The 14,940-nt window shown below is 67.3% G+C and carries 13 protein-coding genes; 5 read left to right on the top strand and 8 right to left on the bottom strand.

Features of this window, described 5'->3' with window-relative positions; translation table 11 throughout:
- Positions 1 to 109 precede the first annotated feature (109 nt).
- Together CXR29_RS16490 and otsB are read left to right on the top strand one after the other, a co-directional pair.
- The gene (locus CXR29_RS16490; protein WP_180956949.1) at positions 110 to 946 is read left to right on the top strand and encodes an HdeD family acid-resistance protein; all 837 of its coding nucleotides are present in this window, start codon (positions 110 to 112) and stop codon (positions 944 to 946) included.
- Positions 947 to 981: 35 nt separating this feature from the next.
- Positions 982 to 3,627, top strand: a complete 2,646-nt coding sequence (gene otsB / locus CXR29_RS16485; protein ID WP_127365118.1) for a trehalose-phosphatase — start codon at positions 982 to 984, stop codon at positions 3,625 to 3,627.
- Positions 3,628 to 3,735: 108 nt separating this feature from the next.
- On the opposite strand, the gene CXR29_RS16480 is transcribed toward otsB, so the two are convergent.
- Positions 3,736 to 4,188, bottom strand: coding sequence for a MaoC family dehydratase (locus tag CXR29_RS16480; RefSeq protein WP_127365117.1), 453 nt, complete (start codon positions 4,186 to 4,188; stop codon positions 3,736 to 3,738).
- Positions 4,189 to 4,356: 168 nt separating this feature from the next.
- On the opposite strand from CXR29_RS16480, the gene CXR29_RS16475 reads away from it, so the two are divergent.
- Positions 4,357 to 4,965, top strand: a complete 609-nt coding sequence (locus CXR29_RS16475; RefSeq protein ID WP_101554434.1) for a DUF1990 family protein — start codon at positions 4,357 to 4,359, stop codon at positions 4,963 to 4,965.
- A 4-nt stretch (positions 4,966 to 4,969) separates the two neighbouring features.
- On the opposite strand, the gene CXR29_RS16470 is transcribed toward CXR29_RS16475, so the two are convergent.
- The 4 genes from CXR29_RS16470 to CXR29_RS16455 all read right to left on the bottom strand — a co-directional run bounded on the left by CXR29_RS16470 (position 4,970) and on the right by CXR29_RS16455 (position 9,259).
- Positions 4,970 to 6,028 (bottom strand): M15 family metallopeptidase, encoded by a 1,059-nt coding sequence (locus CXR29_RS16470; protein WP_101554433.1) that lies wholly within the window; start codon positions 6,026 to 6,028, stop codon positions 4,970 to 4,972.
- Between the two features lie 225 nt (positions 6,029 to 6,253).
- The gene (locus CXR29_RS16465; RefSeq protein ID WP_101594056.1) at positions 6,254 to 7,540 is read right to left on the bottom strand and encodes a sensor histidine kinase; all 1,287 of its coding nucleotides are present in this window, start codon (positions 7,538 to 7,540) and stop codon (positions 6,254 to 6,256) included.
- Between the two features lie 4 nt (positions 7,541 to 7,544).
- On the bottom strand, positions 7,545 to 8,504 hold the full coding sequence (locus tag CXR29_RS16460; protein ID WP_127365116.1) for a response regulator transcription factor: 960 nt from the start codon (positions 8,502 to 8,504) through the stop codon (positions 7,545 to 7,547).
- Positions 8,504 to 9,259, bottom strand: a complete 756-nt coding sequence (locus CXR29_RS16455; RefSeq protein WP_025779101.1) for a hypothetical protein — start codon at positions 9,257 to 9,259, stop codon at positions 8,504 to 8,506. Before CXR29_RS16455 ends, CXR29_RS16460 begins: the two co-directional genes overlap by 1 nt.
- Positions 9,260 to 9,417: 158 nt before the next feature.
- On the opposite strand from CXR29_RS16455, the gene CXR29_RS16450 reads away from it, so the two are divergent.
- Complete coding sequence (locus CXR29_RS16450) at positions 9,418 to 9,699, top strand: hypothetical protein (protein WP_127365115.1); 282 nt, start codon at positions 9,418 to 9,420, stop codon at positions 9,697 to 9,699.
- Between the two features lie 166 nt (positions 9,700 to 9,865).
- Here the strand turns inward: CXR29_RS16450 and CXR29_RS16445 are convergent, their stop codons facing one another.
- The 3 genes from CXR29_RS16445 to CXR29_RS16435 form a co-directional block, all read right to left on the bottom strand.
- Positions 9,866 to 12,169 carry a heavy metal translocating P-type ATPase gene (locus CXR29_RS16445; protein WP_127365114.1) on the bottom strand — a complete coding sequence of 768 codons (2,304 nt, stop codon included), beginning with the start codon at positions 12,167 to 12,169 and terminating at the stop codon, positions 9,866 to 9,868.
- Positions 12,169 to 12,381, bottom strand: a complete 213-nt coding sequence (locus tag CXR29_RS16440) for a heavy-metal-associated domain-containing protein (RefSeq protein ID WP_101554428.1) — start codon at positions 12,379 to 12,381, stop codon at positions 12,169 to 12,171. The genes CXR29_RS16445 and CXR29_RS16440 overlap by 1 nt, the downstream gene beginning before the upstream one ends.
- Positions 12,382 to 12,468: 87 nt before the next feature.
- Entirely contained in the window at positions 12,469 to 12,762 is a 294-nt protein-coding gene (locus CXR29_RS16435; RefSeq protein ID WP_127365113.1) for a metal-sensitive transcriptional regulator, read from the bottom strand.
- 113 nt (positions 12,763 to 12,875) lie between these two features.
- On the opposite strand from CXR29_RS16435, the gene CXR29_RS16430 reads away from it, so the two are divergent.
- Positions 12,876 to 14,792 carry an MOSC domain-containing protein gene (locus CXR29_RS16430; protein WP_127365112.1) on the top strand — a complete coding sequence of 639 codons (1,917 nt, stop codon included), beginning with the start codon at positions 12,876 to 12,878 and terminating at the stop codon, positions 14,790 to 14,792.
- Positions 14,793 to 14,940 lie beyond the last annotated feature (148 nt).

Genomic DNA, 14,940 nt, shown 5'->3' with positions numbered 1-14,940 from the left:
CCAATACGTAATTACGTAAATACATGAGACGCAAAGAAGCGCCGCCCACCCGCGCCTGAGTCGACGCTGACCGGACAGACTCAGGCAGGCGACCTAGACTGGTGCCGTGATGAGTACCGAAGAACCGCGCACCGAATCCACGCCCCCGCGTAACGAAGCCGCCCCGCAGGCCATTGCCGCAGCGAGTCGGCTCGGCTGGCCCATGGTCGTGCGTGGAATCCTCGGCGTCGCCTTCGGCATCGTCACCGTCTTCTGGCCCCGCGACGCCGTCAACCCCGCGCAGCTGAGCCTGCCGACCGACGTCGTCGACCACTTGGCCATCGGCTACCTCATCCTCTTCGCCCTGGCCTTGGTCTTCCAGGCCGTGCGCTCGCCGTTGAACGTGCGCACCGCGATCTTCGGCCAGGCCGTCATCGCGATCCCAGCCATCGTCTTCCTCTTCCTCGCCGACCAACCGGCCGAACTGCGCGCTGCCCTGAGCATCTGGGCCCTGCTGCACGGTGCCCTCGAATTCTGGGCCCACCGGCAGCTGCGCTCCCAGCCCATGGCCTCGGACTTCCTCATCGCCTCGGGAGTCCACGTCCTGCTCGGCATCATCCTCGTCTTCGGCGACGGCATGGAAGCCCTGTCGATCCTCGGCTTCACCGGAGCGGCGACCCTCATCGCCGGCGTGATCTTCATCATCGGCGGCTACTCCCGCCTGAGCAAGGGCCGCCAGTTGGCGAAGCGCGGTGCCCTCCCCGAGGAGATCGACACCCCCGCCGAGGCGGCCGAGCCCGCCGACGCTGCCCCCTCGGGTGCCGCTGACGTCGCCGACGATACGAACTCGTCCGATGCCGCGGACACGTCCGACCCAACCGACGCCGCCGGCGAAGCCGATCGCACGGCCGATCCCGAATCTCCCGACGATCCGGACAGCGACACCCCAGTGAAGAAAGAGCCCTGACCGGCACCCGAGCCAACCGAGACACCAGAGGTGAGATGAGCACTGTCGAGCACGAGAGCGCAACCGAATCCCGATTGGCCACCATCGCCGCCTCGGTGAGGTCCTCCGAATTATTGGGCGACCTGGCCGAAGCCAGCAGAGCACTCGACCCCGTCCTCTTCCGGCGCCTCTTCGCGCTCTCCCGCTCCCCATCCCTGCTGGTGGCGACCGACTACGACGGGACGATCGCCCCCATCGTCGACGTCCCCAGCCAAGCCTTTCCCCTGGAGAGCTCGGTCGACTCACTGCGCGCGCTCGCCCTGCTGCCGTCCACCTCGGCGGGGGTGATCTCCGGTCGCAGCCTGCGCGACCTCGCGGCGATGTCGCGCCTGCCCAGGGAGGTCCACCTCTTCGGGTCTCACGGCGGTGAGACCGACACATTCACCATCGATACGCTCACCGAAGAGCAGCGGGCGGTCCTCGCCGACTTCCGCGCCGACCTCACCCGCGCCCTGCCGCGCGACGTCATCGAGCACAAGACCACCGGTGCGGCCGTGCACCTGCGCGGACTCGACGAGGCCGGCCGGCGCGAGATCGAAGCCGCCGTCGAGAAGCTCGCGGCCGCCCACCCGATCCACCCCACCCGCGGCAAACAGGTCATCGACCTCTCCGTCGTACCGTCGTCGAAGGCCGATGCGCTGACTCGACTGCGCAGCCAGACCGGAGCGGAAGCCGTCGTGTTCATCGGCGATGACACCGCCGACGAATTCGCTCTCGAAACCCTCGGCGCCGATGACCTCGGGCTCAAGGTCGGAACTGGGAACACGCCCACACACGCCGACTTCCGCCTCGACTCACCGGACGAGGTCTCCACCGTCCTCGGCGCCCTGTTCGAACTGCGCAAGTCCTGGCTCTTCGGCCGTCGCGCCACCCCGATCCAGCGGCACAGCCTCATCGGCAACGGACAATCGACCGCGCTCATCGACCCGACTGGCAGCATCTGCTGGATGCCGCACCCGCTGCCGCACTCGGCGTCGATGTTCTCCGAGATCCTCGGCTCCGAGGCGGCCGGATTCTTCGCCGTAGCACCGGCCAACGGAGCCGCTCCGCTGACGCAGCGCTACCTCGGGAACTCGACCCTGCTCGAGACCCGGTGGGCCGGACTGAGCTGTGTCGACTACCTCGCACCCGTCGACGGGCACAGCGACGACACGATCGTCGTCCGCGTGCTCACCGGCGACACCCCGACCCGCATCCGGTTCGCACCCAGGCTCGACTACGCCACGGTGCCCACCCGCATGACCAGGACCGATGACGGTGTGGCGGTGCTCGGCACTGCGGAGCCGATCGAACTCCACGCCCCCGGAATCGACTTCGAGCTCATCGAGAACGGCGACTCCCACACCGCCGAGGCGACCGTCATCCCCTCGCAGCAACCCGGCGGATCCATCGTCCTCGTCCTCGCCTGCGGGACCGGTTCCGGAGACGCCGGATATATGGCCACCGGCGGGGAGCATCATGTGCGCGAACGCGCCCTGAACTTCTGGACGAACTGGGTCGACTCGCTCACCCTGCCCGGCCACCACCGCGACGAGGTCATCCGGTCGGCGATCACCCTGCGCGCTCTCTGCCACGAACCCACCGGCGGAGTCCTCGCCGCCCCCACGACCTCCCTGCCCGAGGGCATCGGCGGAGTCCGCAACTGGGACTACCGGTACACGTGGCTGCGCGACGGATCGATGACCGTCCGCGCCCTGCTCGCCCTCGGCTCCACCGGTGAGGCCGAAGGATTCCTCTCCTGGCTGTCGGGCATCCTCGAGCACACGGTCTCTCCCGAACAGCTCCATCCGCTCTACGCCGTCGACGGTTCGGCCCTGACGACCGAGGCGGTGCTCAACCACCTGCCCGGATACGCCGGATCACGGCCGGTGCGGGTCGGCAACGCCGCCGAACACCAGGTCCAACTGGACGTGTTCGGCCCGGTCACGGAACTCCTCGACGAACTCAGCGACCACCTCGGCGAGTTGCCCGACGATTATTGGACGCTCACTTGTCAGATGGTCGAAGCCGTGGGCAAACGGTGGTTCGAGGCCGATCACGGGATCTGGGAGGCCCGGCGCGCACCGAAGCACAACGTGTACACGCGGGTGATGTGCTGGGTGACGGTCGACCGGGCGCTGCGCATCGCCGACCGGTTCGATCGGGAGCCGCCCGGTGCGTGGCGGCAGCTGCGCGAGGAGATCGCCCACGACGTGCTCACCCACGGCTACAACGAGGAGGTCGGAGCGTTCACCGTCGCCTACGGTGAGACGGACCTGGATTCGGCGGCTCTGTTCGTCGGACTCTCGGGACTGCTCGACGCCGACGACCCGAGGTTCGTCTCCACCGTCGACGCGATCGAACGCGAGCTGCGGGTCGGCCCGACGGTCTTCCGCTATCGTTACGATGACGGACTGCCCGGGCTCGAGGGCGGGTTCCACATCTGCACGACGTGGCTCATCGAAGCCTTCATCAAGGTCGGCCGCATCGACGATGGCTGGGATCTGTTCCGGCAGCTCGACGCTCTGCTCGGGCCCACCGGGCTGCTGTCCGAGGAATACGACCCCGTTGCCGAGATGCACTTGGGCAACCACCCGCAGGCGTACTCACACCTCGGCTATATCCGCGTCGCCCAGCTCCTCGACGCCCACCGCCCGAGCTGAGGGCAGAACAGCTCCATCGAGTTAAGTGGGGTCAGATTGCCATTTTCGACCCGCGGAAATGTGCAATCTGACCCCCACTTAACCCGCCGACAGAAGGCGGCGCTCAGCTCACTCGACGAGGAGGGTGACCACCTCGGCGACGCAGGCGGGGCGGTCCTGGCCTTCGATCTCGATCGTGTGTTCGAGGATGACCTGAGTGCCCTTGTCGCCGCGGATGACGTCCTTGACGCTGATGGTCCCGCGCAGTCGGGAGCCGACGACGACGGGCTGGAGGAAGCGGACCTTGTTGAGGCCGTAGTTGACGCGGATCGAGACGCCTTCGATGGTGAATACATCAGCGGAGAACTTCGGGATGAGCGAGAGGGTGAAGAAGCCGTGGACGATCGTCGCGCCGTAGGGCCCCTCGGCAGCGCGTGCTTCGTCGACGTGGATCCACTGGTGGTCGCCGGTGACGTCGGCGAAGGTGTTGATCGCGTCCTGATCCATCGTCATCCACTCGGAGGAGCCGAACCCCTGGCCGATGAGCGATTCGATCTCGTCGATGCCGTTGATTGTGCGCACGTGGTTCTCCTTTGATCCTGGCTCAAATGCTGAGCGGACATTCGATTGAGGTCCGCTGTTCTTGGCATCATACGTGGCCGTCCGGTCGACGCCACCCCGTCGTCCGGACTGTGAGTCCCACGGTTCGATTCCGTAGGGTTGACGGGCCGCGTCCGCTAGGTTGGAGGCATGGCCGACCATTCCGACAACCGTCCCGTGACGCTGACGCATCCCCTCTCGCCGAGGTGGCTGGAGCGTCCCGACGGCTACCGTCACTTCGAATCCGCGTACTTCGTCGGCCACGGGAAAGAGACGTTCGACCGCTGCGCCGAGGAGCTCCTGCACTGGGAGGTCAAGATCCGCAGCGGATTCGACATCGAGGTGAACGTCGACGCCGTCCACGTCGGAAGTGCGGACACGGTCAGTCGAGCGGCCGGAGCGGAGTCGACGGCCGATGTCGACGCTCGCGCGGGATCTGGTCGGCCGCCTCGGGTGGAGCCGGGGCAGGAGCCGACGATCCGCGTGCGCCTCGGCCCCTTCCGGCTGCCTGAGCCCTCACGCGTCATCGATGTCGTCGACACGGAGGACCGATGCGGCTTCACCTACGGCACGAAGCCAGGACATCCGATCACCGGAGAGGAGTCATTCATCCTCATCCGCACCGCCGACGACCGAGTCTTCCTCGTCCTGAGGTCGGTCTCGCGGGCGGGGCAGGGCATCTGGAGACTCGGCGAACCGTTCGTTCGGCTCGCTCAGATCGTCTACCGCCGCCGCTACGGACGGGCACTGCGCAGCTGATCGATCACTTGCCGGGAATCGAGTCGCGGGCGGGAGTGTATTCCCAGTGCCAGGGCTCGTACATGCTCGACTTGGCCCAGTCGGGGTTCTCCCAGCCGTATTCGTCCCCGTGCTCGACGAGCCAGCTCCAGGCTCCGGACTTCGAGGCGACTCCACCGCCGAGGTCGAGGGCGATGCCCCAACCATGCAGTGAGGTGCCCGGCTTGGCGGCCAACCCCGGCTTCCGGCCGGCCACAGAGACCTGTCCGGCCATGTCACGGTAGGAATCCGTGATCTCGAGTTCCTTGCCGGTGTCCTTCTTGTAGGCGGCGTTCATCTTCGCGAAGGAGACAGCGGCATCGGCACGGAGTCGGTGGTCTTCCTTGCCGAGGTCGCACAGCCACTCATCGGGCAGCTCGCCGTTGCCGGCGGACTGATCGAAGTTCTGCTTCTCATCGCAGCCGGGCAGGGCACTCTTCTCGACCGCGCGGGACGCGGCTTCGACCTTCTTCTGCTTGGCGCTCGGCACGCCGATCTCCATCGACGACTTCCCCTTGACCTCGGGGACGTCCGCGTTGACCTTCTCAGCATTGATGGCGGCGGGCTCACCGGCGGCGGTCGGGTCGGTCTTGACCTCGGCACCGCCGCCCAGGTTGTTGACCAGCATGGTCACTGCGGTGGCGGCGCCGGCCACTGAGACGGCAGCCAGAGTCGAGATGGTCCGCACCTTCTTCTTGCGCACGGACTTGAGCAGCGCACCATCGGACCCGCGGCTCTCGGCGGCTCCTGCGTTGACCCGACGGGCCGACGAGGCAGAGGCTGAGCCGAAGGTCGTGGGAACCGCTGCGGCTTCTCGAGCCAGTGCGGCCCGGCGCGGGGACGACTGAGTCGCTCGCGCCTCGGCGGCCATCGCTGCGCGCCTGGGCGACAGGTTCTCGGTTTCGGAGTCAGCGGACGCAGGCGCGGTCGGTGCCCCGGTGCTGCGAGTCGAGGTGCGGGTGCGAGAGAACGGGGACGATGAGCGTCGCCTGTGCAGATCCCGTCGACGCACCGGTGACTCTGTGGTCGATGATGACTCTGACATAACTCTCCGTATGGCTGTGACTCCTCGAAGACCGTCGACGTTCCGACGACTCCAAAACTACATCACAAAAGTGTAACGGGAATATATCGAACCTGTCATATGTTAGTGACGAGTCGCACTCGCGGGCGGTCGGCCGATACCCAGGTCGATTTCAGCGCAACCTCGAGTTCCTGCCGTCATTCCAGTTCAGCGCCCTGAACCAAGGTGAGGGCCGCCTCGGCGAGATTATTCGGATCGGCTCTCGATGTACTGTCGGAGGGCGCGCTCCTGGGCGTCGTCCTCGGGGAAGATCACTTCGGTCCGCGCACCCCCTGTTACGGGATCGTTACTGAAGATCAGTGTGATTCCGAGCAGGCGGGCCTGCCCTTGCGCGATGACGAGACCGAGTCCCATTCCGCCGCCGCCGGCGGAGACGAAGCGGGTCGGGCCGGTGTTGACGATGTCCGGTGGGTAGCCGGAGCCGGAGTCGGTGACGACGATGCTGCGCGTGCTCGTCTCCAGGCGGATGGGATCTCCGCCGTGCTTGATCGCGTTGACGAGCAGGTTCGACACGATGCGCTCGAAACGGCGGACATCGGTGACCAGGGTCGAATTCAGCGCCGCCAGATGGGTGTCGATCTCATGGCCGGCGAGGGCGCCCGAGGCTTCCATCGTGCCCAGCAGGGACCGGATCGCCTGATCGACGTCGACGCGGGTGAACTCCGGGTTGGCGCGTCCGGCATCGAGCCGGGAGACCTCGAGGAGGTCTTCGACGAGGACCTGCATGCGCACGACCCGGTCCTTGACGAGCTCGGCAGGGCGGGAATCCTCTTCGAGCAGGTTCGCGGCGTTGACCAGCCCGGTCAGCGGGGTGCGCATCTCATGCGCGAGGTCGGCGGTGAAGCGCTGCTCGGAGTCGATGCGTTCGGTCAGGCGGGCCACTGCGGTGTCGACGGCCGTGGCGAAGGCCCACACCTCCTGATCGGATTCGTCGATGACATCGGCGATGCGCGTCGTCGTGTCTCCGGCGGCGATCTTCCTAGCGGCCTGCGCACCGAGCGTCAGCCGTCGGGAGATGCGGCCGGCGACGATCGATCCGACGCCGCCGACGACGAGGGCGGAGCCGATCATTCCCACCAGCAGCGCCTGGTCGATGCGGCCGATGAGCTCCTGGCTGTCCTTCGTCGAGGCGCGCACGGAGATCACCTGGGTGTGCGAACCGACCTCGATGGGGGCCGCGGCCCACACGATCTCCTCACCGTCGACCTCGGACCGGATCGTCACGCTCTGACCCTTGAGCGCGGACCTGCGCGCTTCCTTGGGCAGTTCCGGATCATCGATGCGGGCATTGAGGGTGAGTACCCCGGTCTCGGAGAAGATGGCCGTCGCATTCGTCAGCTGCTCCGTCACGGTCGAACGCATCCGGTCGTCCTCGGCCCGTGCCGCGGATTGGCGCAGCACGATCGAGCACGACAGCACGGCGATGATCACCGAGGCGACGATGAGCAGAGAGATCTTCCAGCGCAGCGACATGCGATCAGCCTGCGAAGCGGTAACCGAATCCGCGAACGGTTTCGATCATGCTCGCCCCGATCTTCTTCCGCAGGCGCTGGATGTGGACGTCGACGACGCGGGAGTCGCCGGCCCATTCGTAGCCCCACACCGTGAACGCGATCTTCTCCCGCGAATACACGTGTTCGGGCTGCTCGGTCAGCAGCAGGAGGACCCGCAGTTCGGTCGGGGTGAGGTGGACTTCCTCCCCGTCGACCTCGACCGTCAGCCGGCCGGTGTCGAGGACCAGGGACCCCAGTCGCGTGCGGAACTGGCCGAGCCCGCCGTCGGAATCGGACGTCTCCGCGGCCACCGTGGGGGAGCCGCTCGGGCGAGGGGGAACTCCGCCGATCGCCTCTTCGTCGTCGTCCGCCTCGGGGGCGGTGGTGAATTTCCCACCGGCACCGAGGTAGGTGTCATCGGATTCGAGCTGCGCTCGCAGTCGATCCCGGGTGTCCATGCCGGGGCTGGCGCCGAGGACCTCGGGGATGCCGTCGCCGGTGACCATGCCGCCGGGGCCGATCACGGTGTCGTGATGCTCATCCGCTTCGGGTGCGGGGGAGTAGCCGAACCGGTCGGTGCCGGTGGTGATGAACCGACGCACGACCGCGCGGATGCGGGCGTTGAGCACCTGCATGTCGAAGGGCTTGGTGAGGTAGTCGTCTGCTCCGGCCTCGAGGGCCTGGACGATGTCGATGGCGTCGGAGCGGGCGGAGATGATGATGATCGGGATCGTCGAGCGCTCGCGCACGGCACGGCAGATGGAGGCGCCGTTCATCGTCGGCAGCATGAGATCGAGAAGCAGGACGTCGGCGCCGTTGGCGGAGACGAACTCGTACCCTTCGCGGCCGTCGGCAAATGCCGAGACCGTGTAATCGAAGCGTTCGAGTCCGATCTGCGTCGTCTCACGGATGACTTCGTCATCCTCGACCAGAACTATGTGCATTACGTTTCTCCATTTAGCCGCGTGAAGCGTTGACCTGGTTCAAACCTACCGTCGTGCATGCGGAACACCTGCACCGACCAGCCGGAGGGGCAGCATGCTCTGTCCCCGTCGGCGAACATGGCCTCCTGCACCACCAGTGTCCCATTTCTGCCGGGGCTGACCTTGAGCTGATTGCCGGTGGCGATGAGCTCGAGGCGGGGCTCGCCCCTGTGATCGCTGATGACCGCACCGGCGATGATCTCGTTCCGCTGTTTGGGGTTGGCCACCGTGACCAGCTGGAACTTCTGTTCACCGCTGAGGAACGGCGACGCGAACTTCAGGCAGTCCTTGCAGTCGGCGACGACCTCGGCCGTCTTCGTGGCGCGGCCGGTGACCGCAACTCCCGACGCTGATTCGATGGCCGTGCGGACTTCGTCGAGGGAGAACGGTTCATTCGCTTCGCCCGCAGCCTCGGTGTTGGGGGCGAAGAGAGAGGGGGAGGGGTTGCCCTCGGGGGAGACCTTGAGACCGCGATCGGGGCCGCATGCTGTGACGGTGAGGGCCATGACTGTCGCAAGGAGGAGCGCCGTGGCAGTGCGGGCGGTGCGGCGGAAGGGCGTCGAAGACAGGGGTGTCGAAGGGCGAGGGTCGAGGGGGCCGGGGCCGACGGCGGACCGAGTCGCAGTGCCTGCGCATGGTTCACGGCCAGGCGGGGCCTGGCTGGAGAGAGATGAGCACAGCGCCTCCCCGGAGGCGCGTCTGACGGTGACGGGCACACCCTCATTTTTGCCTGTTCCGAGCCCGTAGTCCACCTGATCGTCGGCTCAGGCGGGTCGCCGGCGTCGTCGGATCCGCCGGGCGAGGCAGGATCCGTCGGTTTCAAGGCGGCTTGTGGCCACCTCGGCTCTCAGCTCGGACCGGTAGAATGGAGGGCATGGCGCCCTCGAACACCCCGAAGAAGAAGTCCACAGGCGGCAAGCCCACCAGCACGGTGTCCTACAAGGATGCGATCAGAGTCGGCGCCGTCTGCGGAATCGTCACTCTCGTCCTCGCGATCATCGTCACCAGAGCGTGGCAGGACGGTCGCGCCTTCGGCTATGCATTCGTCTACGCCGGAGCGGCTTTTGTGCTGGTGTCGGGCTTCACGAGCTACCTCAACTGGGTGATGCGCAAGGACACGCAGAATCAGAACCAGTCCTACCCGGTCATGCGGTGAGCCGCACCAGACCTGACTGAGACGCCGGGGGCTGCGCTGAGAACTGCACTGAGAAGCGGCCACCTTTCACTGAGGCCTCCGGCCCATGCGCTGAGGCGCTAGGCCCCTGCGCTGAGATGTGGGCACCGACCTCGCCGCAGCTCCGTCGCCGGAGGCCCCGCCGCGCTTACGAGAAACGGAGCAGGCGGAGGCTGTTGAGGATGACGAACACCGACGAGAACGCCATTGCGGCGCCGGCGATCATCGGATCGAGCAGTCCGAACGCCGCGATCGGGATCGCCGCGGTGTTGTAGGCGAAGGCCCAGAACAGGTTGCCCTTGATGAGCCCCAAGGTCCGGCGCGAGAGCCGGATCGCCTGCGGGATCTGCTGCGGATCGGACTTGACCATGGTGATGTCCGATGCCGTCATCGCCGCATCCGTGCCCGACCCCATCGCGATGCCGAGGTCGGCACCGGCCAGAGCGGCGGCGTCGTTGACCCCGTCGCCGACCATGGCGACGGCCCGGCCCTGCTCCTGCAGTTCGCTGACCACGGACACCTTGCCCTCCGGGCGGACATCCGCGCGGACCTCGGTGATCCCGAGGGCCTCGGCGACCACCTCGGCGGCTTGGGCATTGTCCCCGGTCAGCAGCACTGTGCTCAGTCCCAGCGAATGCAGTTCGTCGATCGCCGCCTTGGCTGTCGGCTTGGCTTCATCGGAGACGTAGCTCAGCCCGCGGAAGACCCCGTCGATCGCCAGTGCGACGATCGTGGCTCCGCGCGGCACCGAATCGGTCGGGTAGTCGACCGCGATCCCGCGCTCCCGGAGCAGGTCCGGGCGCCCGGCGAGCACCTCGGCGCCGTCGATCGTGGCCCGCAGCCCGCCGCCGGCGATGTTCTCGAAATCCGCGACCGCTGTCGCGGCCGAGCCCGCCTCAGTCGAGCCTGTCTCGGCCGAGCCCGCTTCCGCAGTACCCGCCCCGACGATCTCGGGTGCGGCTGCGACGATGGCACGGGCGATCGGGTGTTCGCTGCGCGACTCCAGACGAGCGAGCACAGCGAAGTCCGCGGGTGAGAGCTCGGTTCCGGTCAGGCTCATCACGCCGGTGGTCAGGGTGCCGGTCTTGTCGAGCACGACCGTATCGATCGACCGCGTCGACTCCAGCGCCTCGGACCCGGAGACGAGGATGCCCAGCTGGGATCCGCGCCCCGAGGAGACCGCCAGCGCCGTCGGCGTAGCCAAGCCCAGGGCACAGGGGCAGGCGATGATGAGCACGGTGAGCGCCGCATGCAGCCCCGCCGCCCAGTCTCCGGTGACGAATCCCCAGATGAGCAGGGTGAGGATCGCGATGCCGAAGACGATCGGCACGAACACCGCCGAGATCCGGTCGGCCAACCGCTGCACGGCAGGCTTCCCGCTCTGCGCGCGAGAGACGAGGTCGGCCATGGCAGCCAGGGTCGTATCGGCACCCACACGGGTGGTGCGGACCTCGAGCACACCCGAGGTGTTGATCGTGGCTCCGGTGACGGAATCGCCGGGGCCGACCTCGACCGGAACGGATTCGCCGGTGAGCATCGCCTCGTCGACAGCAGAATGTCCGGTCAGCACCTCACCGTCGGTGGCGATCTTCTCACCGGGACGGACGAGGAAGACATCGCCGACGGTCAGCTCGTCGATCGGCACCTGCACTTCGACGCGGTCGCCATTCGCGCCGGCAGCGAGGGCAGCGCCGGAAGCAGTACCGTCCGCAGTCGCATCCGCGGCACCCTCAGCAGCATCACCTTCACGCAGCACGGTTGCGGACTTCGCGCCGAGGTCGAGCAGCGCCTTGAGCGCCGCCGTCGCCCGGTTCTTCGCCCGGTCCTCGGTGAGCTTGCCGATGAGCAGGAACACCGTGATCGCCGCGGCCGCTTCGAACCACACATGGTATTCGGCGGGAATCGTCCAGCCGTGACCGTCGGCGACGGCCCGGCCCAGCGTGAAGTAGGAATACAGGCTCGCGACGGTGATGCCGACGCTGACCAGGGTGTCCATGGTCGTCGACCCACCGCGGGCGGCCTTGTACGCCGCCGAGTGGAACGGCCACGCACCCCAGGTCACGACCGGCAGGGCGAGGATCGCGACAACCCACTGCCACCCGGCGAAGTGCCAGCTCATGACCATCGAGATCGCGACGATCGGGACGGCCAGGATGAGTGAGCCGATGAAGCGCGGCCGCAGATGGCGGGGATCGTAGTCGACGATCTCCGGACCGGCGCCTCCAGCACCGCCCGCGCCGGGGCGGCGCACGGTGGCACCGTAGCCGGCCTTCGCGACGGCGCCGGTGATGTCGTCGTCGCTGAGTTCGGAGTCGATGACCACATGCGCGGTCTCCAGCGGCAGGTTGACCTCCGCCTTGACCCCATCGAGGCGGGTGAGCTTCTTCTCGATCCGCGCCGAACACGACGCGCAGGTCATGCCCGTGATGTCGAGCTCGAGCTCGCGAGGCATCACTTCACCTCATAGCCGGCTTCATCCACGGCGGCACGGATCGCCGCGTCGTCGAGTTCGGCCGACGATGTGATCGTGACCGGGGAATCGCCCCCGGCGTTGAGGTCGACCGCGACGTCCGAGACGCCTGCAAGCGCCCCGAGCTCGTCCTTGATCGCGGCTTCGCAGTGTCCGCAGGTCATTCCCGAAACGGTGATGGTGGTGGTCGTCATCGTGCTCTCCTATCAGCGGTGAAATTGTCCCGACGTCCGGACCTCAGGCGTCGTTCCACCCCGATGGGGCGGACGCGGTCTGCGGCTTCAGCTCTTGATGAGTCGGGAGATGGCGGCTGATGCCTCCTCGACCTTCTTCCGCGCTTCCTCGTCGTCGCCCGATGAGGCGGCGTCGACCACGCAGTGAGCGATGTGCTCTTCGAGGAGGTTGATGGAGACCGCGTGCAGCGCGGCTGTCGCGGCGGAGACCTGGGTGAGGATGTCGATGCAGTACTTGTCGTCATCGATCATCTTCCCGATGCCGCGGACCTGGCCTTCGATCCGCTTCATCCTCTGCGCGAGAGCGTCTTTCTGCGGGGTGTATCCATGGTGCTCCGTCATGAATACACCGTATACCCCTATAGGGTATAAATCAAGATCGACCCTCGCCGAGGCGGCTGTGCGTTTGCTCTCATCCCGACCGTTCCGTGTTCTCCGGCTCCTACAATCGAATTATGCATGTTGCCAGACTGTTCCGGTTCCCGGTCAAGGGATTCCCCGCCGAGGAGCTCACCGAGGCCAGAGTGGTCAAGGACCGCGGGATCCGCGGTGACCGGATCGCGGCGTTCACGAACGGCAGCCTCGACGTTCCCGTCGACGCCTGGCACTCGTATTCCGCCTTCACGGTGCTCAAGAACGACACCGACCTGCAGAAGTGGCAGGTCGCAGTGGCCCTCCCCGAGGCGGTCGGCGCCGAATCCGCAACCGCGCCCGATCCGGATGACCGGAGTGCCCCCGCCGAGGCGATCGACGATGCTTCCGCGACCGTGACCCTCACGTCCCCGACGGGGGAGTCGACGACCTTCTCCACGGATGACGACGAGGGCAGGGCCGCCTCGGCGAGCTTCCTCTCCGAACGGATACCCCCACAGGGTACATTCCCGCGCAGCCTGGCCGTCGCCGATCAGGGGATGTTCGACTCGCAGCGCTCGGGAATCTCTCTCATCAACCCCGCCACGGTCGCCGCGATCGCCGAGACGGATGAGGGCCGCGGGGCCCTCGGCCTGAGCGCGGAATCGGTAGGTCCGACGTCGGCTGACGCGGATACTCCGGACGATCGTGCGACTGGTGCAGCCGATCATGCAGTCGAGCTCGACTCGTTGCGGTTCCGCGGCAACATCCTCGTCGACGGACTCGCCCCGTTCGAGGAGTTCGCGCTCATCGGTTCGGTCATCCGCCTCGGCGGTGTGCGACTGGCGATCCGCTCGACGATCGAACGCTGCCCGGCGACGACCGTCAACCCGACGACGACCGAGGTCGACGTCAACGTCCCAAGGCTGCTCAACTCCGCCTGCGGGCACCTGCACTGCGGAATCTACGGACAGATCCTCGAGACCGGCGACGTCACGGCCGGCGACGAGATCACCGTCGAAGGACCGGCCCCGCGCGAACTGATCAAGGTCGCGCGGACTCCGCGGTTCATGACCGTCGTCGGCCGCCGGCAGATCTGCAACGACATCGTCGAGGTGGCGTTGCGTGACGACCTCGGCTGGATCCGCGAATTCGACGAACCGGGCACCAATCTGCGCGTCCACCTCGACCTCGGCGCACCGTTCTGGCGGACCTATACGATCACCGACGTCGACGACGACATCGTCCGCATCGCCGTGCGCACCCAGGGCAAGGGCTCGCGCGCCGTGGCGTCGCTGGACGAAGGACAGCGGATCCTGACCTCCGGTCCGCACGGAACCATGACCGCCTCACGCGTCTTCGGCGGCACAACGGCCCTGATCACAGCCGGAATCGGCATCACCCCGAGCCTCGGACTGCTGCGCAGCGACGGTCTGGCCGACCTGCCTGATACCGATCGGATCCGACTCGTCCACGTCGACCGCGACCACCGCACCGCATGTCTGTGGAATCGGCTGCAGGACCGCGTCCGCTCGGGCGCCGTGCCCGTCGAGACCCACCACCGCGATACCGCGACGGCCGGTCGACCGGGCCACCGGGACCTCGTCGACTGGGTGGCCGGCTGCGACAACGTCATGGTCTGCGGACCCCGCGACTTCACGGCGGCCGTGCTCGCCGCCGCGGACGAGGCCGGCGTTCCCGCGGTCCACCAGGAGACCTTCGCCTCTCCGAACACGGGCATGAGCGAGGCCATCGCCGCGTGCTCGCCCGCCGAGGTGACCCTGGAGAACTCGGGAACGAGCTTCGTCTGGCAGCCGCAGGAAGGCACTCTGCTCGAATCCTTGGAAGCACGCGGATTCCGGTCGCCGAGCTCCTGCCGCGGCGGATCCTGCGGAACCTGTTCGGTCTCCCTGGCCGCCGGGTCCGTGCTCTACCCGATCGAACCCGCCGCCCGAGTCGAGAGCGACGAGGTGCTCGTGTGCTCCGCGGTCCCCGCCGGACCCATCAGTCTGGCGCTCTGACCCCGGCAGGCTCATCTGGCCGCCTGACGCGGCAGACCGACCCGGCAGGCTGATCTGGCCGCCTGACGCGGCAGGATGACTTGGCTTCCCGACGCGGCAAGCCGGCCCGGCAGGCCGAGGCGGCAGGCGGCCCCTGAGCGGGTGGCAC

This window comes from Brevibacterium linens, assembly GCF_003999335.1.
GTDB classification, from domain to species: Bacteria; Actinomycetota; Actinomycetes; order Actinomycetales; family Brevibacteriaceae; genus Brevibacterium; species Brevibacterium linens.
Note: the sequence above shows the minus strand (reverse complement) of the source record. Positions and strands in the feature narration are given on the sequence as shown.